We start from the raw sequence: 22,717 nt of genomic DNA on the forward strand, positions 1-22,717 counted from the left end.
CAGCCATTGAAAAGTCGCATGCATCCAGGCGCCGCATCACCTGTGTTGCATGCTCTGGTGCCATTCACCACTGCACCTTCCAGCGAATCAGCGAATGTAGATTGCTACTGCAGGCGTTGATGGGCCGCAATCGAGTTCGCTTGTGACCTTGATTTAGTGAGTTTTGAGCAGGCGACAACGCCCACACGCTCTTAAGAAGATGGGCCGTTGGATCCGTCATCGTCCAGTACTTTCTCCAATCAGCAGGGAAGGACTGGAACGTGTGCGGGGTAACAGACGCTGTGGTGCGGCGCGGTACGCAAGTGTCAAGCCTCGGCCAATCGGATCCTAAGATGCGTCACCAGGATCGAACCTGCTGGCTCGGATCAGTCACCCGCTGGAAGGCAGGGCGATTCCCACCCAACTGGTGGGAATCTATGCAAGGGCAGGTGCCACAACCCGAAATCCGGCAAGACCTGCAATTGCCAAGATCAAGCGTGGGGCGGCTGGCGATTGAGCGCCGGAGCCTGCGTGGCCTTCATCCGCCAGGACCGACGCGAAGGCCGGCTTGCTGACTGCCGGATCGGGCCTCCCAACGTCTATGTGCCAGTGACGGCGCAAGCGAACCAAACCGTTCGGGCTTGAAGCGCCCGGCCGCTCGCCAATGCGGGATACTGCGCATCCACGCAGGCGAGATGGACTTCGATGCCCGAGCTGCCGATCACCGAGTTGTTGCAGGCCTGGCAGCGCGACGAGCCCGGGGCGGGCGACGCCTTGGCGCGGCAGGTCTATGAGGTGTTGCGGGCGACCGCCTTGCGCGAGCTGCGGCGCGATGCGCGTGCCGGCTTGCAGGCCACCGAGCTGGTGCATGAAGCCTGGCTGCGGCTGGAACAAGGCCAGCAGGCGTTCCGTTCGCGCACCCATTTCTATGCGGTGGCGGCCTTGCAGATGCGGCACCTGCTGGTGGATCTGGCGCGCCAGCAGGCCAGCGCCAAGAGGCTGGGGCAGGCCGTGACGCTGACCATCAGCCTGTCCGATGGCGCGGCGCGGCCGGAAGCGCTGATGCTGGTGGCCGATGCCTTCGACAAGTTGGCGCAGGTAGACGAGCGCAAGGCCCGCGCGTTCGCGTTGACCGAGCTGGTGGGATTCAGCGTGGCCGAAGCGGCCGATCAGCTGGAGGTGTCGGTGCCCACGCTGGAGCGCGATCTGCGCTTTGCGCGGGTGTGGCTGGCGGCGCAGCTGTGAGCGTGGCGGGCACCACCTGGCAACGGCTGGAGGCCTTGTTTCACCAGGCCTGCCTGTTGCCGGCCGCAGAGCGCGACGCCTTTGCGCGCGCGCAGGCTGGCGACGAGCCCGTGTTGCGCGACGAGTTGCTGGCGATGCTGGCGGTGGAATCGCAGGCCACCTTGCGCGTGCGCGCACCGCTCAAACAGGCGGCTGCGGCCTTGCACGCACCATTGCCGGAACTACCGGCGGGCACGCGCTTCGGCGCATGGGCGATCGACCGCCTGCTCGGCGCAGGCGGCATGGGCCAGGTGTACCTGGGCCACCGCGCCGACGGTGCCTACGAGCGCGAGGTAGCGATCAAGCTGGTGGCCGCCGACGCGCTGGATGCGCAGGGCCGGGCCTTGTTCGAATTCGAATGCCGCGTGCTGGCGCAGATGGTGCACCCGGCCATCGCGCAGATCCACGACGTGGGTACCGATGCGCAGGGCCGTCCGTATCTGGTGATGGAGTACCTGCGTGGCGAGCCCATCACCTGGTGGTGCGACGAACATCGGTTGTCGCTGCATGCACGCGTGCTGCTGATGCTGCGGGTGAGCGAGGCGGTGCAGCACGCGCACCAGAAGGGCGTGATCCATCGCGACCTCAAGCCCGGCAACGTGCTGGTGAGCGAGATCGACGGCCGGCCGATGCCGGGCGTGATCGACTTCGGCATCGCCATCGATGCGACCAACCCCGGCATTACGTCCGCGCATGGCCGCGGCACGCCCGGCTACATGAGCCCGGAGCAGGCGCGTGGTGTGCAGGACGTGGATGCGCGCAGCGATATCTATGCGCTGGGCGCGATGTTCTACGAGCTGAGCTGCGGGCTGGCGCCGGTAGCCGGCAGCGACGGCGTGCCGCAGCCACCCTCGCAACGGGTGGCGGCCGTGCCGGCCGATGCGCGTGCACGCATCTGCGCAGCACGCGCGACCACCCACGCGCAGCTACAGCAGCAGCTGCGCGATGGTCTGGATGCGATCGTGCTGCGTGCCCTGGCGCCGCAACCGGTGGCGCGCTATGCCTCGGTGTCGGCGCTGCTGGACGATCTGCACCGCTGGCTCGACGGCTACCCGCCGCGCGCCTTGCAGGCCGGCCGCTGGGTGCGGCTGCGCAAGTTCATTCGGCGCCATCGCAGCGGCGTGCTGGCCGGCGGCCTGGTGGCGGTTGCCTCGCTCGCCGGCCTCGGCGCCACGCTGTGGTCGTTGCAGCAGGCCGCGCGCGATGCGCAACGCGCGCGCGTCACCGGCGATTTCATGAGTTCGGTGTTGTCCAGCGTGGACCCCGGCGTGGCGCAGGATCTGGACAAGACGCTGATGCTGCGCGTGCTGGAGCAGGCCTCGCAGCGCGCCGCGCGCGAGCTGGCCAGCCAGCCGGATGCGCGCACCGATGTGGAGCTGACCTTGGGCCGCACCTTGATTGCACTGGCCAAGTACCCGCAGGCGGTGGAGCACCTGCGCACTGCGCAGACGCTGGCGCAGCAGAGCACCGGGGAGGGCAGCATGCCGGCATTGCAGGCGGCCTCCATGCTGGGCCAGGCGCTACGCGGTGCCGGTCAGCGCGAGGACGCCGCGCAGCTGCTGCGCCAGGGCATTGCGCAGGCGCAGCGTGGCGACGCGCAGCAGCAGACCATGGCCAACGACATGCGCGGATGGCTGGCCTGGACGCTGCGCGACCAGGGCCGCATTGCCGAGGCCATGACCGAAAGCCGGCATGCCTACGTGGCGGCGCTGGCCAACCCTGCCACGCGCCCGGGGCAGCGCATCAACGCGGGCAATGTCTACGCCGCCATGCTGGCCGAGGTCGGGCAACTGGCGCCGGCGATCACCCTGCAGCGCGCCCTGCTGCGCGAGCGCATCGCGCTCGACGGGCCCGAGCATCCGTTCACGCTGTCGATGCGCAACAGTCTGTCGATGTATCTGCTGATGCAGCGCGACTACGCCGGTGCAGAGGCCGAGCTGGCGCCGCTGCTGCAGGTCAGCCGCAAGCTCCATGGCGACAACGCCATCGACACGCTGACGGTGGAAGCCAACCTGGCCGGCGCATTGCGGCAGCAGGGCAAGGTGGCCGAGGCCGGCGTGCATTACCGGGCGGTGCTGGACCGCGCGCGCGCGGTGCTCGGCGACGACGCGCCCGAGACGATCGCCTTCCGCAGCAACCATGCGTTCTGGTTGCTGGACGCCGGGCAGGCAGCGCAATCGCTGGCCGAACAGCGCGCCACGCTGGCGGCTTCGCTGCGGGTGCTGGGCCGCGTACATCCGCAAACGGCAGAAATTCTGCGCGGCATGTCCGAAGCCGAGCGCACGCTGGGGCAGGCCGCCGCCGCGCGCGACCACGCGCAGCAGGCGGTGCAGATCAGCACCGGGCTTGATCGTGCGGGCTTCGAGCAACGCCCGCCCATCGCCGTGGCCTCGGCCACGCCGGTTCAACCGCAATCGCCCCCACCCCCGCTCCAGCCCTGAACGCAACGGTGCAGCGCTGAGCCACCAAGGATGGGTAGCCGATAAAGACGCTGTAGACGATGGCCGTGTGCAACACCCGGCTGCTTCCCTGCTGCAAGGCAGGGTGTCCGGCTGTCGACTCCCGGCTCACCTCACTGCGACCGGTGGCACCTCGGCCCGGCCTGCCAACCGGTCACAGCCCACCGGCATCGGCATGGACATTGCGGGCGCTGGCCTTCATCCAACTGCAATCTGCCCGCCAACCGCTGCGCGGCCGCTTGGCCATCACTGCTCCACATCCAACACGTCCAAGGTCGACGCCGCCAGCTGGCGTGACTGCCCATACCCCGGCGCATCCGCCTGCCATGCCGCGCTCAGCGACCTGCAACACCCCACCGACAGCCGGCACCGACACCAACTATGAGCCCGGTTCCATCAATCCCGATCCCGACTCCCGAATCACCAGCTATACAGCTGCCAATACACCTTGTTGACCTTGTCCTTCTCCGCGTCGGTATGCCCGTCATGGTCGCGGTCGTACAGGAAGTAGGGCGCGCCGCGCGCCGGGGTCACGCGCACCATTTCCAGCTGGCCGTTGACGCGGTATTCGTCCACCTTGTCGCCATTGCCCATGGTCTTGCTGGTGACATCGGCACCGGCCGGGATCCTGTCACCGCCAGCGCCGCCGGAGGTGGTGGCGCAGCCGCCAAGCAGCAGCAACGGCAGCAGCAAAAGACGTGCTCTCTTCATCGTTGTCATCCGTTCTAGGTCGCCGGCCAGTATGCGCTGGCACGGTGTGGCGTGGGCGTGCAGCGTAGAATTGGGCCATGAGCAGATTAGTCCTGATCGACGGGTCCAGTTACCTGTACCGCGCGTTCCACGCGCTTCCGCCGCTGACCAATGCCCAGGGCGAGCCCACTGGCGCCTTGTTCGGCGTGGTCAACATGCTGCGCGCCACCTTGAAGGAGCGCCCGGCCTACGTCGCGTTCGTGGTGGATGCGCCGGGCAAGACATTTCGTGATGACTTGTATGCCGACTACAAGGCCAACCGCCCATCGATGCCCGACGACCTGCGCGCGCAGGTGCAGCCGATGTGCGACATCGTGCATGCGCTGGGCATCGACATCCTGCGCATCGACGGCGTGGAAGCGGACGATGTGATCGGTACGCTGGCGCTGCAGGGCGCGGCCGACGGCTTGAGCGTCACCATCTCCACCAGCGACAAGGACTTTGCCCAGCTGGTGCGCCCGGGCATCGAACTGGTCAATACCATGAGCGGCAGCCGCATGGATTCGGACGAGGCGGTGATCGCCAAGTTCGGCGTGCGGCCCGACCAGATCGTCGATCTGCTCGCGTTGATGGGCGATGCCATCGACAACGTGCCGGGCGTGGACAAGTGCGGCCCCAAGACGGCTGCCAAATGGCTGGCGGAATACGACTCGCTCGATGGCGTCATCGCCAACGCCGACAAGATCAAGGGCAAGATCGGTGACAACCTGCGCGCCGCACTGCCGCGGCTACCGCTCAACCGTGAGCTGGTCACCATCAAGACCGATGTGGTGCTGGCCAGCGGCCCGCGTGCGCTGGACCTGCGTGAGCCCAATGCCGACGCCTTGGCCGTGCTGTACGCCCGCTACGGTTTCAGCCAGGCCTTACGCGAACTGGGCGGCGCGGCCGCAGCCGGGGCGCAGACCGAAGCGATGGCGGTGGCCCGCACCGAGCCCGGCCGCGCCCGCGGCACCGGGTTCGTGTCCGGCCCGGCCAGTGCGCCGGTGGACCTGGACCCGGCGCTGTCCGCCCCCGGCCAGTACGAGACCATCCTCACCCAGGAACAGCTCGACAGCTGGGTCGCGCGCCTGCGCACGGCCGGGCAGTTCGCCTTCGATACCGAAACCGACAGCCTGGACCCGCTGCAGGCCGACCTGATCGGGCTGAGTGTGGCCGCCGAGCCCGGCCAGGCGGCCTATCTGCCGTTGCGCCACAACTTCCCCGGTGCCCCGGCCCAGCTCGACCGGGCCCAGGCCCTGGCCCAACTGGCACCGCTGCTGACCGACCCTGCCGTGCGCAAGCTCGGCCAGCACGGCAAGTACGACCTGCACGTGATGCGCCGCCACGGTGTCTACCTGGCCGGCTATGCCGACGACACCCTGCTGGAAAGCTTCGTGCTCAATTCCGGCAGCGCCCGCCATGACATGGACAGCCTGGCCAAGCGCTACCTGGGCTACGACACCGTCAAGTACGAAGACGTTTGCGGCAAGGGTGCCAAGCAGATTCCCTTCGCCCATGTCAGCCTGGAAGATGCCACCCGCTACGCCGCCGAAGACGCCGACATCACCCTGCGCCTGCACCAGGTGCTGGGCAAGCGCCTGGCCGCCGAGCCCAGCCTCGAGCGCGTCTATCGCGAGATCGAGATGCCGCTGGTAGGCGTGCTGGCACGCATCGAAGCCAACGGCGTATGCGTGGACGCGGCCGAGCTGCGTCGCCAGAGCGCGGACCTGTCCAAGCGCATGCTCGCCGCCCAGCAGAAAGCCACCGAACTGGCCGGGCGCACCTTCAACCTGGATTCGCCCAAGCAACTGCAGGCGCTGCTGTTCGACGAGCTCAAGCTTCCCGCGGTGGTCAAGACGCCCAAGGGCCAGCCCTCGACGAATGAAGAAGCGCTGGAAGCCATCGCCGACCAGCACGAGCTGCCGCGGGTGATCCTGGAATACCGCGGGCTGACCAAGCTGCGCAGCACCTACACCGACAAGCTGCCGGAGATGATCCACCCGCAGTCCGGGCGTGTGCACACCAGCTACCACCAGGCCGGTGCCGCTACCGGGCGGCTGTCGTCGTCCGACCCCAACCTGCAGAACATCCCGATCCGCACCGAGGACGGCCGCCGCATCCGCCGCGCCTTCGTCGCGCCGGCCGGGCGCAAGCTGATCGCCTGCGACTACTCGCAGATCGAGCTGCGCATCATGGCGCACCTGTCCGGCGACCCCGGCCTGGTGGGCGCGTTCGAGTCCGGTGCCGACGTGCACCGCGCCACCGCCGCCGAGGTGTTCGGCCGCACCATCGACACCGTCAGCGGGGACGAGCGCCGCGCCGCCAAGGCGATCAACTTCGGCCTGATGTACGGCATGAGCGCGTTCGGCCTGGCCCGCCAGCTCGGCATCGGGCGCGGCGAGGCGCAGGACTACATCGCGCTGTACTTCAGCCGCTACCCGGGCGTGCGCGACTTCATGGAAACCACCCGCCAGCAGGCGCGCGACAAGGGCTACGTGGAAACCGTGTTCGGCCGCCGGCTGTATCTGGACTTCATCAACGCCGGCAGCCAGGGCCAGCGCGCCGGCGCCGAGCGCGCCGCCATCAACGCGCCGATGCAGGGCACCGCCGCAGACATCATCAAGCGCGCCATGGTCAGCGTGGACGGCTGGATCGCCGACCACGCGCAGCGCGCGCTGATGATCCTGCAGGTGCACGACGAACTGGTCTTCGAAGCAGATGCCGATTTCGTCGACACGCTGCTGCGCGAAGTCACCACGCGCATGGCCGCAGCGGCCGAACTACGCGTGCCGCTGGTGGTGGATTCGGGTGTTGGCGATAACTGGGACGAGGCGCACTGACGCGCCATAAGACGCTGATATGCTGAACGCACAGACCAGACATAAGCCGGTCAAACATAATGCGAATTCAGCAAGTTTGAGGGAATGAATAACCGCTAAATTCTACATTTTTTTAACAGTTATCTTCACGATCCATCAATGTAGAAAATGGTGTTATATCCCTCGACGGGCGCAACGCCTGTCGGCAGATCTCTCCCATCCCCTGGAGCAGATCTCGGAGCGGAAACTCCTCCCCAAGTTTCCGTTCCCTGGCCCCGCCGACCTCCCCCTGGTCTGCGGGGCTTTTTTATGTCCGCTGCTCAACAGCTTTCCAGCGCATGGCGCATCGCAACACACGAAATGGCTTTCGGCGCCGAGGTGCGATCAATTACAAATATAAATAGGCGCGATTAACTCGATTAATCAACACAGTGTTTCATTCTGCCAATTCAGGTTTGCATGAAGCGAGGATTCTGAATACGCCACTGAGTGGCGCTTGATTGGGCGATGGCGATAAGGCGCTGACTCTCCCCGTGGATCAGGATGTCAGCGCTTCCGTTAAACCCCCCGAAGCAGATCAGCTGGCCGCTCACGCGGCGGCTATCAGCCCAGCCAGTCGCGCGGGACCAGATAATCCAGCAGCCGTGCCTCGGCGCTGCCGGGCTCTGCGGTGTAGCCATACTCCCAGCGCACCCGGGGCGGCAGGCTCATCAGAATGCTTTCGGCACGCCCGCCGCTCTGCAGCCCGAACAGGGTGCCGCGATCGTAGACGAGGTTGAATTCCACGTAGCGGCCGCGGCGGTACAGCTGGAATTCGCGCTCGCGCTCGCCGAACGGCTCATCCTTGCGGCGCTGCACGATCGGCATATAGGCATCCAGGAAGCCGTTGCCGACCGCTTGCTGGTACGCAAAGTCGCGCTCGAAGTCCTGACCCAGATCGTCGAAGAACAGCCCGCCGACGCCGCGTGTCTCGTTGCGGTGGCGCAGGAAGAAGTATTCGTCGCACCAGCGCTTGTGCGCGGCATAGCGCTCCTCGCCGAAGGGGGCGCACAGCGCCTGGGCGACGCGGTGCCAGTGCTGCACGTCTTCGTCCACCGGATAGAACGGGGTCAGGTCGAAGCCGCCGCCAAACCAGGCGGCAACCACCTCACCATCGCGTTCGGCGCGGAAATAGCGGACGTTGGCATGCGTGGTGGGCACATGCGGGTTGTGCGGATGAAACACCAGCGACACGCCGCAGGCGCGCCAGGTGGCGCCGGCCAGTTCGGGGCGGTGCGCACTGGCCGAGGGCGGCAGGCGGGTACCCGAAACGTCGGAAAAGCCGATGCCGGCCTGCTCGAACACCGCGCCATCGCGCAGGATGCGGGTACGCCCGCCGCCGCCTTCCTCGCGTTGCCAGAGATCTTCGGAGAACCGCGCTTGCCCATCGGCTGCTTCCACCGCAGCGCAGATACGGTCCTGCAGGTCGGTCAGATAATCGCGTACACGGTCGAATTCGTTCATGGCGCAATTCTAAGCGGTGCATCGCGGCCGGTACGCCCACCCGAACGCGCCAGTTTGTCGCAGGGCGATGTGGAGAGTGGATGCCTGGCGGAGGAGGGAGGAGGGAAGAGGGAAGAGGGAAGAGGGAAGAGGGAAGAGGGAAGAGCAACTGATCTGCAGGTTGGCTGCAAGGCCCTTGCCCGCCCACCATCGCGGGACACGCCGCAAGTACATCCATGTAGCTCCTTGGCGGCATCCATGCCGCCAAGGGTCCCGCGACGGTGGGCGGGCAAGGACCAGTGGAGATGGTCGGTGTGCATGGATCTCAACCAGCGACTAGCAAGCTGGCGGCGCGGTGTCTTTGCTCTTCAACAAAACCACCAGCCAACTGTCTGGTGCGGTGTCCTCGCCGATTGCGGGACCGTTGGCGGCATGGATGCCGCCACCGAGCCCCCATGGACGGGTTGACGGCGTGTCCCGCGAGCGGTGAGGGCACCGCGCGCTCGACCAGACTGGAAGCTTGAAGATCGCCAAGCGCTCGCGATACGCGCGATACAGTCGTCCCTACCTGATGGCTCAATACTGGCAGATCAGGCGGAGAGCGGATCATCTGCCCCTTTGCTGCAGGGCCCTTGCCCGCCCACCATCGCAGGACACGCTGCAAGTACATCCATGTAGCTCCGTGGCGGCATCCATGCCGCCAAGGGTCCCGCGACAGTGGGCGGGCAAGGACCAGTGGAGATGGTCGGTGTGCGCGGTTGCAAGCAAGGCATGAGGTGCGTTGCTTGCTAACGGTGCGTCCGAAGAGTGCTAATGCAAGCCGTGCAATAGACAAGCTTTTAAGAAGGCAACCGACCAACACTCTGGTGCGGTGTCCTCGCCGATTGCGGGACCGTTGGCGNCGACCAGACTGGAAGCTTGAAGATCGCCAAGCGCTCGCGATACGCACGATGCTGTCGTCGCTACCTGATGGCTCAATACTGGCAGATCGGGCAGAGAATGGATCATCAGCGCCTTCGCTGCAGGACCACGGTCTGCGCCCAAGCGCGAGACGCTGGATGTCGAAGAGGTCATGCCCTGACCGTGGCCGGCAAGGAAATTCGCGGCTGGTGACCGACGCGCTGCTGCAGCCTCTACGCCTGGGCAAACTCCGCGCGAACGGCTGGCGTGCACAGCCGCCATGCCAATGCTGCGTGTACGCAGCCGATCGCCGCGACGCCCAGGCCGGTGAGGATGAACGCCATCTGCCGGGTTGCCTGCAAACGTGCCTGCATCTGTGGCCATTCCGGGCTCTGCAGCACATCGGCGGGTAGTAGCGTCTGCACGCCGTCGAACAACGGTCCGATCAATGCCAGCCCGCCGAAATTGAGCAAGCCGGTCACCACCAATACGATCACGAAACCGACCCTTGCCCATTCGCGCCGCTTTAGCAGCGCCCAGCTCAACCACGCGAAGGCGGCCGACAGCACCACGCCGGCGACAGACAATGACAGCGCATGGTCGATCAGCCATTGCCAGGAGTGTGGCAGGGTGATGCCTTCGGGCAGTCCTAACGATGCTGCATCCGGGGTCAGCGCGATCAGCACGATCTGCAACAGGTTGGCCAGCGCACTCACCACGCCCAGCAACAATGACACCCATGCCAGCGGCGAGACGAATCCGCCGTGCGGCTGCGGTGCTACGCGCCGTGCCGCGTTCATTGCAGGGAGGCGATATGCGCGGCGACCGCGGCCTGCCCCGGCGGGTCCAGCGCAGGCTGCAGCTGTGCGTACCAGCCGGGCAGGGCATCGGCCGGCAGGCACTGGCGCAGCAGCGGGGTGCTGCGCTCGAGAAAGGCCTCCAGGAACGGCAGGCCACGCACATACAGGAAATGACTGTCGGTGATCGACATGCCGGCATAGGCTTCGCGCAGCCACTCCAGGTGCGGCAAGGCATGTGCACCGTGGCCGGCGCGGGTCAGTGCGGTCAGGAAGCTGGTGCGTGCGGTGGCAGGCGAGGTCGATCGCTCCTGCGCGTTGAGATCGTCGAAGGTCAGCAGCCATTGCTCGCCGCGATCGATCTCGTTGCACATCACCGCCGTGGTGGCCAGCTGCAATGCGTTGTGTGCGCTCGGCTCCAACTCGTACAGCGCCAGCCAGTGGGGGTAGGCCTCGCGGTAGCGGTCCAGCGCGCTCAACGACAGGGCGCACAGGCGCTGCGCGTCCGCACCCAGGTGCAGCTGCGCCTGCGCAGCGTTGTAGGCGCCGACGTGGTCGCCGCGCTGAAACGCAGTCAATGCCGGCTGCAATGCGGGGTCGATCTCGGCCGCCGCCTCCGATGCGTGTTCGGCAGCGACGGGCACTGCGGCTGGTTCTATGCGCGGCGTCTTTGCCGCAGCGGTCTTGCGTCCAAACAAACGGTCCCACAGGCCCATCGTTTCTACCTTCCCTGCGCCACTGGTGAGTGGAAGCGCCGCCATGCCGGCGGCGCACCGGTCATTCGGCGGACCAGTAACGCGGCGCACGCGATGCGCCAGCGCGTTACCTATCCTGCGCCAAGCTTAGAGCCACTTGTGTAGCGACAGGTGAGTGCGAAGCAACCGAGCCGCGCACGTGGGGTTGCGTGCGCATTGCGGCCGGGAGTGCGCAGCCGCGGCGGCCGATAGTGGGACGGGGAAAGTTTGCACACGTGGCCAGGGCGGTTCGTCGCTGCCACGCGCCCGGAGCACTGAGAGTGCTTCGGAGCGACAAGCCTAAGTGCGTAGAGAGGCATCAGCGTGGCATCTGCCGACTTTATGCAAACCCGCCATACCCAGGTCTCGACGTCGGGGCTGGTGCTGCCAGCTGCCGTCAGGGGCCGCATAAGCGCCGGCGGTCAAGGCAGAAGATGGAGTCACCTTCTGGCCCCCAACACACGCAAACGAGGTTCTACGCGCGCGGTCAATATCCATTTCAAGACAGCACGCGCAGTTGTCAGCCGTTTACGGCTTCACCTGCTCGTTGAACAGCTTGAGGATGCGCTTGTACTCGTCCAGCCATGCATCGGCGCGGGTGAACCCGTGACGTTCCAGCGGGTACGGTGCCACCTGCCAGTTGTCCTTGTGCAGTTCGATCAGCTTTTGCGTCATGTCCACCGAGTCCTTGAAGAACACGTTGTCGTCGATCATGCCGTGGGCGATCAGCAGATGGTCGCGCAGGCCGTCGGCGTAGTTGATCGGCGAGGAGGTCTTGTACGCCTCCGGGTCGAGCTCGGGCGTGTTGAGGATGTTGGAGGTGTACTCGTGGTTGTACTGCATCCAGTCGCCCACCGGCCGCAGCGCCGCACCGGCCTTGAACGTGCCCGGGCTGCGGAACAACGCCATATAGGTCATGAAGCCGCCGTACGAACCGCCATAGATGCCGGCGCGTGCGCGATCGCCCTGTTTGGTGGCGACCAGCCAGTCCAGGCCGTCCAGATAGTCTTCCAGCTCCGGATGGCCCATGTTGCGATAGATCGCGGTGCGCCAGTCGCGGCCGTAGCCTTCGGAGGCGCGGTAGTCCAGGTCCAGCACGATGTAGCCCTGCTGCACCAGCAGGTTGTGGAACATCTGCTCGCGGAAATACGGCGTGTAGCGCTCGGACACGTTCTGCAGATAGCCGGCGCCATGCACGAACATCACGATCGGATACTGCTTGCCCGGCTCGGGATTTTTCGGCCCGTAATATTTGCCCCAGACCGTGCCGGCGCCATGCTTGGACGGCACCTGCACGTACTGCGGTGCAATCCATGGCTGCGCCTTGAATGCAGGCGTGCGCGTGTCGGTGAGCACGGTGGCCTGACCGCCGGTGGCCGGTACCACGGCCAGCTGCGTGGGCAGGTAACTGCCGGAGTAGCGCACCAGCAGCTGCTGGCCGTCCGGCGACAGGCTGAAGCCTTCCACGCCGTTCAATACGGTGACTTCGGTCAGCTGGTCGCTGCGCAGGTCGAGCTTGCACACCTCGTAGTCGCCCGGCCATTTCTGGTTGCACAGAAAGTACATGCCGTTGCCGTCGGCGCTGGGCACCGGCATCGACACCTCCCACTTGCCGCGTGTGCGCTGACGCGGTTTGCCGTTGCCTTCCACCGTGTACAGCTGCGAATAGCCCGATTCTTCCGACAGCAGCCACAGCGTGCGGTTGTCGGGCAGCCAGCCGAAATCGTTGAAGTCCCAGTTGATCCAGGCGCCATCGCTCAGGCGGTGACGCGGCTGCAGCCTGGCGTTGTCCAGGTCCACACTGGCGATCCAGCGATCCTTGTTGTCCACCGCGCGGATTTCCACCGCCACGTTGCGGCCGTCGTCGCTCCAGTGAACGGCAGGGCCGCGACCGTCGCCATCGCTTTCCACCCGCACGGCGCGGTTGCCCTTGAGCGCATCGCGCTTGGCGGCCTTGCGCAGTGCGGCGAGCGGATCGGTGGCGATGCCGGGCAATGCATCGAAGGACAGCTGCCGTGCGCTGCCTGCTGCCACATCGACCAGCCACAGCGTGTGCGCGGCCGGGGCGTTGCGGCCCACCCGGGTGCGCGCTTCCTGGAATTCCTCGTAACCGGATTCGGTCACGTACTTGGGCATCTTGCCGGCCTGGCCTTCGTCGGCGCTTTTGGCCTGCGTCACCACCAGCAGGTGCCGGCCATCCGGCGACAGGGCGCTGTCGACGATCTCGACCTCATCGCCCAGGTACACCGGCGCCGCCGCACGGGTGGCGTCTGCACGGCGCCAGGCATCTTCCTGGGTACGCAAGGCGTCGCGCTGCTCGCGGTCACGACGCAGCGTGGCGAGTGTGGCCAGTTGCTGTTCCCGCAGCACGTCGGCCTTGGGTGCGGCGTTGGGGTCGCGCTCGGCCTTGACCACGGCCACCTGCGCGGTGCCGCCGTCGGCACGCCAGTGGTACCAGTTGTTGCCCGCGCGCCAGATCGCGCCGCCATCGCTGGCGAACTGCGGACGCGATTCGAGCTCGTTGCTGCGGGTCAGCTGCGTCAGTGCGCCCGAGCGCAGGTCACGCAGAAAGATGTCGCCATTGCGTGCGAACAGCATGCGCTGACGGGTTGCGTCGTAACTGGGGTTGGCCGCATCCAGGCCGGCGCGGGCGGTGTCGGCCACACGTTCGGCAGTGCCGCCGCCGGTGCTCTGGCGATAGGTGTCGCGCACCGGGCTGCCATCGCGCTTGAGCAGGTATTGCACCTGTTTGCCGTCCCATTGCCACCAGGCCTGATCGACCGACGGCCCGATCCAGTCCGGGTCGGCCATGACCTGTTCGATGGTGAGCGGTGCGGCGGACTGCGCATGCGCGGTGGCGGCCAGCAGCAGAAGGGTCAACGGCAACAGTCTGGGCATCGGTAACAACGGGGCGCAACGGAAGAGCAGGCAAGCCTAGCAGCTTGCCTCTGCGGCACGCTTGGGCCACAGGTCATGCGTGGGCGGTGCCACGCCGCGGGCTGGGATGACGAGCGGGACTGTTGCGCCGCGGCAGATGGCGATGATCGATGCGGCGATCGTGGGCCGTGCAATGCGACGCTACGACGTCGCTGTGTGCCCGTCGATTGCGGTACCGGGATCGGGCTAAACGCTTCAGTCTGCCGGGCGCGCGTGCTTGCCTGTGCGGACCTGCGCTCGATCGCGTTTGTGCGGCGTCGCGTTGGCGCTGCGGCCGGCTGGCGCGGCGCGGCGGTTGCGTTCGAACATTGCACGCGCGTTTGCGCGTAAGCGGCGCGGCCATGCACGACGCTGGTGTCCAGCGGCAGAAAGCGGCGTGCGCGTGTCGCGTAGCGATGCCTGTTTGCGCCGATCGCGTTGCCGCAGCGATGGCTCGGTGCACGGGTAACCGATGCAAAACGGCCGCTGGCGGTCGGGTCAATGCGCGTGGTCAGTGCTTCAGGCGGCAGCCGCCAGGTGAGCGGGTGGTCGGCAAAGATGCCCCATCGGATGCGCCGACCGGCACCGCACTTGCGTGAGGTGCGGCGTCGCTGGTTGCAGCCAGCGCGCATCACGGCGGCAGCCCCGGTTGTGGTCCTGGGCCTTGCCGGCACCACGCATCTGGCAGCTGTTCCGCCGGGTGTGGCCGCGTCCCACTGCCGGAAACCTCCCGACTTGCCAGCAGCGCGGGTGGCCGCCAAGCTAGCGCGCTTTTGCGATTGTCGGTGCACATGTCCAGCCTGCCTGCTTCTGCCGTTTTCCATCCGATGGCCGTCGGCGCGCCTGACCGGCCGCTGGCGTGGCGCGCGGGGCAGTCGGTCGACCTGGCGACGTTCATCGCGCACGTGCACGGCCTGGCGCAGCAGCTGCCCGATGGCCAGCACGCGGTGAACCTGTGCGAAGACCGGTACCGCTTCATGGTCGCGTTCTACGCCTGCGCGCTGCGTGGGCAGGTGTCGCTGCTGCCATCCTCGCGCGCGCCGGCGGTGGTCGGCGAAGTGCAGGCCCGTCACGCCGATGCGTACTGTCTGGGCGATCTGGCGCTGGAGCTGGCGCCGCCGCGGTATTGGCAGCTGCCGGCCGAGCTGCCGCAGGCCGATGGCGCGGTGCCGCAGCTGGCCGACGACGCCCTGGTGGCGATCGGCTTTACCTCCGGCAGCACCGGCAGCCCGCAGCCCAATCCCAAGACCTGGGGCAGCTTCCTGACCAGTACGCGGCAGGATCTGGTTGCCCTGCAAAGCCTGTGGGCCGTGACCGACGCGGTGCCGCACGTGGTGGCCACGGTGCCGCCGCAACACATGTACGGCATGGAGCTGTCGGTGCTGCTGCCGATGGTGACCGAGCTGGCGGTGCATGCCGGCCGGCCGTTCTTCCCCGACGATGTGGCGCGCGCGCTTTCAGAGATTCCCGCGCCGCGCGTGCTGGTGACCACGCCGGTGCACCTGCGTGCATTGGTGGAATCGGGCGTGGCGCTGCCACCGCTGGCGGGCATCGTGTCGGCCACCGCGCCACTGACCCAGGACATTGCCGCCGCCGCCGAGGCGCGCTTTGGCGGAGAAGTCCGCGAGATGTTCGGCTCCACCGAAACCTGCGTGTTCGCCGTGCGCCGCACCGCGCTGGAAGCGGCATGGACACCGCTGCCCGGCGTGCGTCTTCAGGCCCAGGCCGCGGGCACCCTGGTGCATGCACCGCATCTGGCCACCCCGGTGATGCTGGCCGACATGATGGACGTGGCCAGTGATGGCACCTTCCAGGTGCGCGGGCGCCAGGCCGACTTGCTGGAGATTGCCGGCAAACGCGCCTCGCTGGCCGATCTCACCCGCCGCCTGCTCGCCATCCCCGGCGTGGTCGACGGCACCATCGTGCAACTGGCCCCGGATGCCGGCCAGGCGGTGGGCCGCATCGCCGCGCTGGTGGTGGCGCCGAGCCTGGACGAAGCCCAGATCCTGGCCGCATTGCGCGTCAGCGTCGACCCGGTGTTTCTGCCGCGCCGCCTGCGCAAACTCGCCGCCCTGCCGCGCAACGAAACCGGCAAACTGCCGCGCGATACCGTGCTGGGCTTGCTCAACGGCTGAGCGTTGCAGACGCGCGTGCAGCCAGCAAACGCTGCCTGTCGCTCATCCTTGGCAGTCGGGCGCCGCAGACAGGATCTGCGGCGGGCGTGGTTTACCTACCCGTGTACCCCATCGATCTCCACCGCCAGCTCGTCGCGGCAGATCACCGCGTGCAGCAGCAGGCGCGGGACCGCGTTACCGAAGCGTGCGTCCAGGGCCTGGGCGACCTTGGGCAGATCGTCCTGCTCGCGCACATAGACCTTCAGGCGGGTGCCGGCGCCGAACTGCGCGGGCAACGCGGGTGCGTGCTGACGCGCGGCGCCGAGCAGGGCATCGAAATTGGCAAAGGTCTCTTCCAGCTGCGCCAGCAATTGGCCGGTATGCATCGAGGCATGGCCGACCACCGCCGCGGTGCCTGACAGCAGCAGGGGCATGTCGCTGCCGGGTGGCGGCAGCATGGCGCGCGCGAAGCTCGGCGGCTGCGGGCCGTATTGGCGCGGGTAGTGGTAGGCGCTGACCTGGCGCGGGTTTTCCAGCGGGGTGCCGGCATCGGCGGCGGCCAGCCAGTAGATCTGGATGATGCGCTCGGCATCGCAGCGGCCCACCGCCGTGGCAGCGGGCAACTGCGCGGTGTCGAACGCTCCAAGCCCCCGCGCGCGGCCCACGCAGAACTGGCGATAGCGCTCGCGGTCGCCACTGCCAAGCGTGATCGCATCCAGGTAGTTCCAGATGCGCAGCAGGCGCGGTGTCGCGCTGCCGCTGACGAACGCGGTCATTTCCGCATATGCCTTAGCGGCGGCCTCTTCGATGTCGACATCCTGCTCGTCGATCTCGATCACGCCGAACTGCAGATGCCCATCGCTGGACCAGGCGATGTTGCCGTTGCGGCCACTGCGCACCGGCGCATCGGTCCGCCACACTTCCAACACGTCGGCCCGGTACGGCTGCAGCGGCACGCGCAGATAGCGCGGGTCGTCCAGGCCAGGCGCCGCGTCGCCGAATCCGAACACCGCCAGCACCCGCGGGTCGGCCAGCAATGCACTCGGGTCGGTCTGGTCGACATAATCGACCTGCAGGCGGGGATGGCGCAGCGGCTGCGCGGTCTGGGCCGGGGAAGCGGTCATTGAGGGTCTCGTTGCAAGGTGTCGCCGTCGAAACCGAGCTTGGCCTGGCGCCGTCGCAGGCGCCACGAGTGCCAGGCGCGCGGCATCATCGACAGTGTGGTGAGCGCATAGATGGCGCGGAACGCACGCAGGCGCAAGCGGACCTTGGGGCTGTCGAACACGTCGCCGGCCAGCATCGCCACCACCGCCTGTTCCAGCTGCCAGGTGTTCTGCGGCTGCGCGAACAGCGCGCGCATCGTCGGCGAGGTGAAGCGGTAGATGAACCATTTGAATTCGTCGATGCCGCGGTCCAGTTCACGCTGCAGCCTGCGCTGCAGCTTGGCCTCCTGCTGCGGCGCGCGCAGTGCGGCATCCACCATCGCCGCGCCGCGTTCGGCGCTGTGCATGGCCAGGAAGACGCCGGAGGAAAACATCGGGTCGACGAAGGTATAGGCATCGCCCAGCATCAGCCAGCGCGGCCCGGCCATGCGCGTGCATTCGTAGGCGTAGTTGCCGGTGGCATGCACCGGCGCCACCCGCTGCGCACCGGCCATGCGCGCGGCCACTTCGGGGTTGAGCGCCAGCGTGCGCATCAGAAACCCTTCGCTGTCGCCCTGACGGGTCTTCATGTACTCCGGATAGCAGACCGCGCCCACGCTCATGATGTCGTCGGGCAGCGGAATCAGCCACATCCAGCCATGCGCGTGCCGATAGATGCTGATGTTGCCGGCATCCTCGCCCGGCCGCCGGGCGACGCCGCGGAAATGGCTGAACAGCGCTGCGGATTGATGTTTGGCATTGGCGCGCTTGAGCTTGAGCCGGTTGCCCAGGAAGGTGTCGCGGCCGCTGGCATCGAGCAGGTAACGCGGGCGGAACTGCAGGCGCTGGCCGTCGGCGCTGCGTGCCTGCAGCACCGGTTGTTCGCCGTCCAGGTTCACCTGTTCGACGAGGACCTGCTCACGCGCATCCACGCCCACCGCGCGTGCGCGGTTGAACAGGACCTGGTCGAACTGCGCGCGCGGGACCTGGAAGGCGAAGTCGGCCTTGGCATCGAGCGCGTGCGAAAACCGAAACGTGTTGTAGCCGCCGGCGTCATTGGGAAAATCCGCGCCGCGCTTGAGCACGCCGATCTGGCGCACCTGTTCCAGCACGCCCAGCCGTTCGAGGATCGGCATGTTCATCGGCAGCAGCGATTCGCCGATATGAAAGCGCGGATGCTGCGCTTTTTCGAGCACGGTCACCGCCCAGCCGAGCTCGGCCAGTCTGATCGCTGCCGCACAGCCGGCCGGTCCGCCGCCAACGATCAGGACATCCGGACACTCCGGTCCGGGGGCCGGCCCGGCTGCCGGCATGGCGGTCGGGGTGGGGCGAACAACAGTGGAAGTCATCCTGGAACGAACCTGCAGCGGGCGAGCGTCAAGCAGTCATGATAGCCTGACCGGCGGCCCGGACACTGATGCGGGCCCATGCTGCACCCACTCAGGACCATGCAAGGACAGCGCGATCGCCGGATGCGACGCGGGCCGGGCGCTCGGAATCGACAGGTACGACCACGTACACTGACGAGGCGATGCGCCGCCCGCCCCGCCGATGGCCGCGCGCCGTCGCCTGCCTGCGCCGACTTTTGCCCGACCCTCACCCTGGAACTTCTGGATGTCCTCGCAAACCGCTGCCGAACGTGAACTGGCCGAACTCCTGGTCGAAAGCCTGAACCTGGAAGACGTCCAACCCGCCGACATCGATCCGGAGGCGCCGTTGTTCAATACCGGGCTGGGGCTGGATTCGATCGACGCGCTGGAACTGGCGCTGGCGATCAGCAAGCGCTACGGCTTCCAGCTGCGCTCGGACAACGACGAGAACCGTCGCATCTTCGCGTCGCTGCGCGCATTGTCGGCGCATGTCGAAGCCAACAAGACCGTCTGAGCTAGCGCCCGGCGACGCCCCGCCGTGGGTGCTCGGGCTGGGCGTGTTGCTGGCGGTGGCGTACTCGCCGCTGGCGCACTGGGCCAACGCCACCCACCGCCCTGAGCTGGCCGTCATTGCCGGTGGTTTGCTGGTGCTGATGGTGTTGATCGAACCGATGGTTGCGCGCCGGGCCTGGGCCTGGGCGCTGGCGGTGCTGACGTTGCTGGCCCTGAGCGCACTGTGGCACTCCCCGTATGCGATGCTGCTGCTGGCCGCGCCGCCGGTGGTGTTCACCGGCTGGATCGCCTGGTTCTTCGGCCGCAGCCTGCGCCGTGGGCGCACGCCCTTGATCACGCGCATTGTCGAAGGGCTGTATCGCCAGGCCGGCATGCCGATCACGCCGGAGCAATACCGCTACACGCGTCGTCTCACCCTGGCCTGGGCGCTGCTGCTGTGCGCGCTGACCCTGGTCAACCTGGTGCTGGGCCTGTGCGCCGAACCCAGCGGCGTGCTGGCGCAGCTGGGCTACGCCTCGCCGCTGCCGATCAGCGATGCGCGCGCCTCGCTGTTCGCCAATCTGCTCGCCTACGGCGTGGTTGGCGGGTTCTTCGTTGGGGAATATCTATTGCGCGGCCGCTGGTTTCCACAGCGTCCCTATCGTAATCTGCCAGACTTCTTGCGCCAGATGGCGCGGCTCGGGCCGGACTTCTGGCGCGATCTGCTGCGCTGAGTGCGTGGCCAGGGGCAGCGACGTACGTGCATATTTTCGGGGACAAGACAAAGATGCCGTTGGCAAGGATGCCGTCGCGCCTGGCGTGGGCCGTTTTCAACCTGTTGCAACTGGCCTTTACGCTGACGTTTACCGCTGGCGGCATCGTCTGTGCCCTGGTGCTGCTGGCGATCACGCGCGACGCCGACCGCCTGTTGCGCATGGGCGCCTGGATGTGGGCGCCGGTGCTGTTCCGCGGCGCGGGCGCCACCGTCGTCGTGGAAGGGCGCGAGCAGGTCGATTGGTCCAAGAACTATCTGTTCGTCAGCAACCACCAGTCGATCATCGACATCTGCGCGCTGTTCTACGCGCTGCCGGTACCGCTGCGCTTCTTGCTCAAGGAAGAAATGCTCAAGGTGCCGTTCGTGAACTGGTACGCGCGCGCCACCGGCATGCTGTTTCTGGACCGCGACAGCCGCCGGGCCGGCGCGCTGGTGCGCCGTCAGGCCGCCGCGCTGCTGCGCGAGGGCAAACAGTTGTGTCTGTTTCCGGAAGGCACGCGCAGCCGCAGCGGCGCATTATTGCCATTCAAGGCCGGGCTACTGCAGGCCGCTATCGATGCTGGCGTGCAGGTGGTTCCGGTGGCGCTGGACGGCTGCGGCAAGGTATTGCCGGTCGATGGTCTGTTCAGGGTACGCCCCGGCATCATTCGCGTGCGGATCGGTGCGCCGATCGCAGTGACCGGGCCGGATGCGCCGGACCGCCAACAATTGACCGAGCAGGCACACAAGGCCGTGGCTGCAATGCTTCAACCCAGGATCTGAGTTCTGCGCTTATGGATTTCGTCGTGCCGCATGATCATCCCTGCCTGCCCGGGCATTTCCCGGGTCGCCCCGTGGTACCCGGCGTGGTCGTGCTCGACCATGTGCTGCAGGCGGTGGAAGCGCTGCATGGTCCGCGCGCAGCCGCGCGCCTGCCGCAGGTGAAGTTCGTGCAGCCCTTGCTGCCCGGGCAGACCGCCTCGGTCACGCTGGAAGGCAATGGCCCGCGCTGGCGCTTTCGCGTGCAGCGTGAGCAGACACTGCTGGTCAGCGGCGAGCTGGTGGCGGAGGCGGCGGCATGAGCAAGCACTGGAAGCAGCGTCCGGAAGGTGGCGGGCGCTTTGCGTTGTGGCTGATCCGCGGCATCGCACGGCACGCCGGGCGTGCGGTGGGGCGCGCGCTGCTGTATCCGATCACGCTGTACTTCCTGCTGGTGCGTGCGCCCGAACGCGCCGCTTCGCGTGCCTATCTGGCGCGGGTGCTGGGTCGCCCGGCCACGTTGCGCGACGTGGCGCGGCATATCCACACCTTCGCCTCCACCATCCTGGATCGCGTGTACATGCTGTGCGGGCAGATGCAGCGCTTCCGCGTGGACATCACCGGGCTGGATCAGCTGCACACGCAGATGGATCGCGGCCGCGGCGTGCTGATCTTCGGTTCGCACCTGGGCAGCTTCGATGCGCTGCGTGTGCTGGCCACCGAGCGCCCCGACGTGCAGGTCAAGGTCGTGCTGGACAAGGCGCACAACCGTGCCATGACCGACCTGCTGGGTGCACTCAACCCGCAGCTGGCCGCCAACATCATCGACGCCGGCATGGATGCGACCTCGATCGTCATGGCGATCAAGGAAGCCACCGATGCCGGTGCGCTGGTGGCGCTGCTGATCGATCGCCCGCGCGAAGGCGACCCCGCGTTGCCGGCGATGTTCCTCGGCCGCAACGCGATGTTCCCGACCTCGCCCTGGCTGATCGCCGCCGCGCTCAAGGTGCCGGTGGTGCTGGCATTCGGCCTGTATCGCGGCGGCAATCACTACGAGCTGGCCTTCGAGACCTTCAGCGAAGGGCTGGACGTGCCGCGTCGTCAGCGCGCTCCCGTGCTGGCGGTGCTCATGCGCGATTACGCCGCCAGGCTGGAACATTACACACGCTACGCGCCGTACAACTGGTTCAACTTCTACGATTTCTGGAACACCCACCATGCCGATGTGCCGCACCCTGCCGTGGATGCTGATACTGCTGTTCAGCGCCGCACCGCTATGCGCCGCACCGCCTGAGACGCTGGACGTCGGCCAGGTGCTGCAGCGCCTGGCACGCCCCGCACCGGTCAGCACCGAATTCGTCGAACTGCGTGGCTCGGCCCTGCTGAAGACGCCATTGCGCGTGCAGGGCCACTACCGTCGCCCGGATGCGCAGACGCTGGTGCGCGAGGTCAGCGCGCCGTACCGCGAAACCACCACCTTGCAAGGCGACGAAGGCGTGCTGGAACGCGAAGGCAAACCGCCGCGACGTTTTTCGCTCCGCCGCGTGCCTGAGCTGGCGGGTCTGAAGTCCGGCTTCGGCGCGTTGCTGGCCGGCGACCGCGCACTGCTGGAACAGCAGTACCGCGTTAGCGGACAAGGCCGACCCCAAGCCTGGGCATTGACGCTGCAGCCCAGGGACGCCGCCGTTGCCAAGCAGGTGCGCGAACTGCGTCTGTACGGGCGTAACGAAGAGCTGCGGTGTATCGAAAGCGTGCCGGCCAAGGGCGACGTGCAGCGCACGCTGCTGTCTGGTGCGGCGCGCGAGGCGGCCAGCGTGACCGATGCCGCCGCGCTGACCACGCTGTGCCACGGTTCGGGCGCGTGACCGCGCGCGCGAGGGTTGCGTCGGTCGTCTGCAGAGAGATCACACCCTCAACCTTCGGCAAGCGTGTGCTGCCGCTGACCTCGCATGCCGCGCGCGTGGCGGGTGGACGTGTGGCCGCTGCA

General features: G+C 67.2%; 17 protein-coding genes. 10 read left to right on the top strand and 7 right to left on the bottom strand.

Annotation, left to right across the window (positions count from 1 at the left end; all coding sequences use genetic code 11):
- Positions 1-684: 684 nt before the first annotated feature.
- Both ecfK and XnspCFBP7698_RS17460 read left to right on the top strand, forming a co-directional pair.
- Complete coding sequence (gene ecfK, locus XnspCFBP7698_RS17455) at positions 685-1,224, top strand: ECF-type sigma factor EcfK (protein WP_047697913.1); 540 nt, start codon at positions 685-687, stop codon at positions 1,222-1,224.
- Positions 1,203-3,704 carry a serine/threonine-protein kinase gene (locus XnspCFBP7698_RS17460; protein WP_104581478.1) on the top strand — a complete coding sequence of 834 codons (2,502 nt, stop codon included), beginning with the start codon at positions 1,203-1,205 and terminating at the stop codon, positions 3,702-3,704. Before ecfK ends, XnspCFBP7698_RS17460 begins: the two co-directional genes overlap by 22 nt.
- A 438-nt stretch (positions 3,705-4,142) precedes the next feature.
- Here the strand turns inward: XnspCFBP7698_RS17460 and XnspCFBP7698_RS17465 are convergent, their stop codons facing one another.
- The gene (locus XnspCFBP7698_RS17465) at positions 4,143-4,433 is read right to left on the bottom strand and encodes a DUF2782 domain-containing protein (protein WP_104581477.1); all 291 of its coding nucleotides are present in this window, start codon (positions 4,431-4,433) and stop codon (positions 4,143-4,145) included.
- Positions 4,434-4,510: 77 nt separating this feature from the next.
- Between XnspCFBP7698_RS17465 and polA the strand changes: the two genes are divergently transcribed.
- Positions 4,511-7,291, top strand: a complete 2,781-nt coding sequence (polA, locus tag XnspCFBP7698_RS17470; RefSeq protein ID WP_104581476.1) for a DNA polymerase I — start codon at positions 4,511-4,513, stop codon at positions 7,289-7,291.
- 582 nt (positions 7,292-7,873) lie between these two features.
- Here the strand turns inward: polA and hemF are convergent.
- The 4 genes from hemF to XnspCFBP7698_RS17495 all read right to left on the bottom strand — a co-directional run bounded on the left by hemF (position 7,874) and on the right by XnspCFBP7698_RS17495 (position 14,072).
- Complete coding sequence (gene hemF, locus XnspCFBP7698_RS17475) at positions 7,874-8,773, bottom strand: oxygen-dependent coproporphyrinogen oxidase (RefSeq protein WP_104581475.1); 900 nt, start codon at positions 8,771-8,773, stop codon at positions 7,874-7,876.
- A gap of 1,112 nt (positions 8,774-9,885) precedes the next feature.
- Positions 9,886-10,452: a hypothetical protein gene (locus XnspCFBP7698_RS17485; protein WP_104581344.1), complete on the bottom strand. Its 567-nt coding sequence runs from the start codon at positions 10,450-10,452 to the stop codon at positions 9,886-9,888.
- Positions 10,449-11,165: a hypothetical protein gene (locus XnspCFBP7698_RS17490; RefSeq protein ID WP_104581345.1), complete on the bottom strand. Its 717-nt coding sequence runs from the start codon at positions 11,163-11,165 to the stop codon at positions 10,449-10,451. The genes XnspCFBP7698_RS17485 and XnspCFBP7698_RS17490 overlap by 4 nt, the downstream gene beginning before the upstream one ends.
- Positions 11,166-11,711: 546 nt before the next feature.
- A complete protein-coding gene (locus tag XnspCFBP7698_RS17495) occupies positions 11,712-14,072 on the bottom strand; it encodes a S9 family peptidase (RefSeq protein ID WP_146093268.1) in 2,361 nt (786 codons plus the stop codon).
- 818 nt (positions 14,073-14,890) lie between these two features.
- On the opposite strand from XnspCFBP7698_RS17495, the gene XnspCFBP7698_RS17500 reads away from it, so the two are divergent.
- Complete coding sequence (locus XnspCFBP7698_RS17500; protein WP_047697918.1) at positions 14,891-16,234, top strand: AMP-binding protein; 1,344 nt, start codon at positions 14,891-14,893, stop codon at positions 16,232-16,234.
- Positions 16,235-16,329: 95 nt separating this feature from the next.
- Here the strand turns inward: XnspCFBP7698_RS17500 and XnspCFBP7698_RS17505 are convergent, their stop codons facing one another.
- A complete protein-coding gene (locus XnspCFBP7698_RS17505; protein WP_199680219.1) occupies positions 16,330-17,337 on the bottom strand; it encodes a pteridine-dependent deoxygenase in 1,008 nt (335 codons plus the stop codon).
- On the bottom strand, positions 17,334-18,668 hold the full coding sequence (locus XnspCFBP7698_RS17510) for an FAD-dependent oxidoreductase (RefSeq protein WP_104581347.1): 1,335 nt from the start codon (positions 18,666-18,668) through the stop codon (positions 17,334-17,336). Before XnspCFBP7698_RS17510 ends, XnspCFBP7698_RS17505 begins: the two co-directional genes overlap by 4 nt.
- A gap of 301 nt (positions 18,669-18,969) precedes the next feature.
- On the opposite strand from XnspCFBP7698_RS17510, the gene xanC reads away from it, so the two are divergent.
- From xanC to XnspCFBP7698_RS17540, 6 genes are all read left to right on the top strand, one after another.
- A complete protein-coding gene (xanC, locus tag XnspCFBP7698_RS17515; protein ID WP_011260626.1) occupies positions 18,970-19,239 on the top strand; it encodes a xanthomonadin biosynthesis acyl carrier protein XanC in 270 nt (89 codons plus the stop codon).
- A gap of 28 nt (positions 19,240-19,267) precedes the next feature.
- Complete coding sequence (locus XnspCFBP7698_RS17520) at positions 19,268-19,951, top strand: ketosynthase (RefSeq protein WP_179456880.1); 684 nt, start codon at positions 19,268-19,270, stop codon at positions 19,949-19,951.
- Positions 19,952-20,004: 53 nt separating this feature from the next.
- Entirely contained in the window at positions 20,005-20,754 is a 750-nt protein-coding gene (locus XnspCFBP7698_RS17525; protein WP_104581348.1) for a lysophospholipid acyltransferase family protein, read from the top strand.
- Between the two features lie 71 nt (positions 20,755-20,825).
- Positions 20,826-21,053: a hypothetical protein gene (locus tag XnspCFBP7698_RS17530; RefSeq protein WP_233549022.1), complete on the top strand. Its 228-nt coding sequence runs from the start codon at positions 20,826-20,828 to the stop codon at positions 21,051-21,053.
- Positions 21,050-22,024, top strand: coding sequence for an acyltransferase (locus XnspCFBP7698_RS17535; RefSeq protein WP_104581350.1), 975 nt, complete (start codon positions 21,050-21,052; stop codon positions 22,022-22,024). The genes XnspCFBP7698_RS17530 and XnspCFBP7698_RS17535 overlap by 4 nt, the downstream gene beginning before the upstream one ends.
- Positions 21,948-22,595 carry a LolA-related protein gene (locus XnspCFBP7698_RS17540; RefSeq protein WP_104581398.1) on the top strand — a complete coding sequence of 216 codons (648 nt, stop codon included), beginning with the start codon at positions 21,948-21,950 and terminating at the stop codon, positions 22,593-22,595. Before XnspCFBP7698_RS17535 ends, XnspCFBP7698_RS17540 begins: the two co-directional genes overlap by 77 nt.
- The last annotated feature ends 122 nt before the right edge of the window (positions 22,596-22,717 follow it).

Origin of the sequence: Xanthomonas sp. CFBP 7698 (assembly GCF_003600855.1) — a bacterium.
Taxonomy (GTDB): Bacteria; Pseudomonadota; Gammaproteobacteria; order Xanthomonadales; family Xanthomonadaceae; genus Xanthomonas; species Xanthomonas cannabis.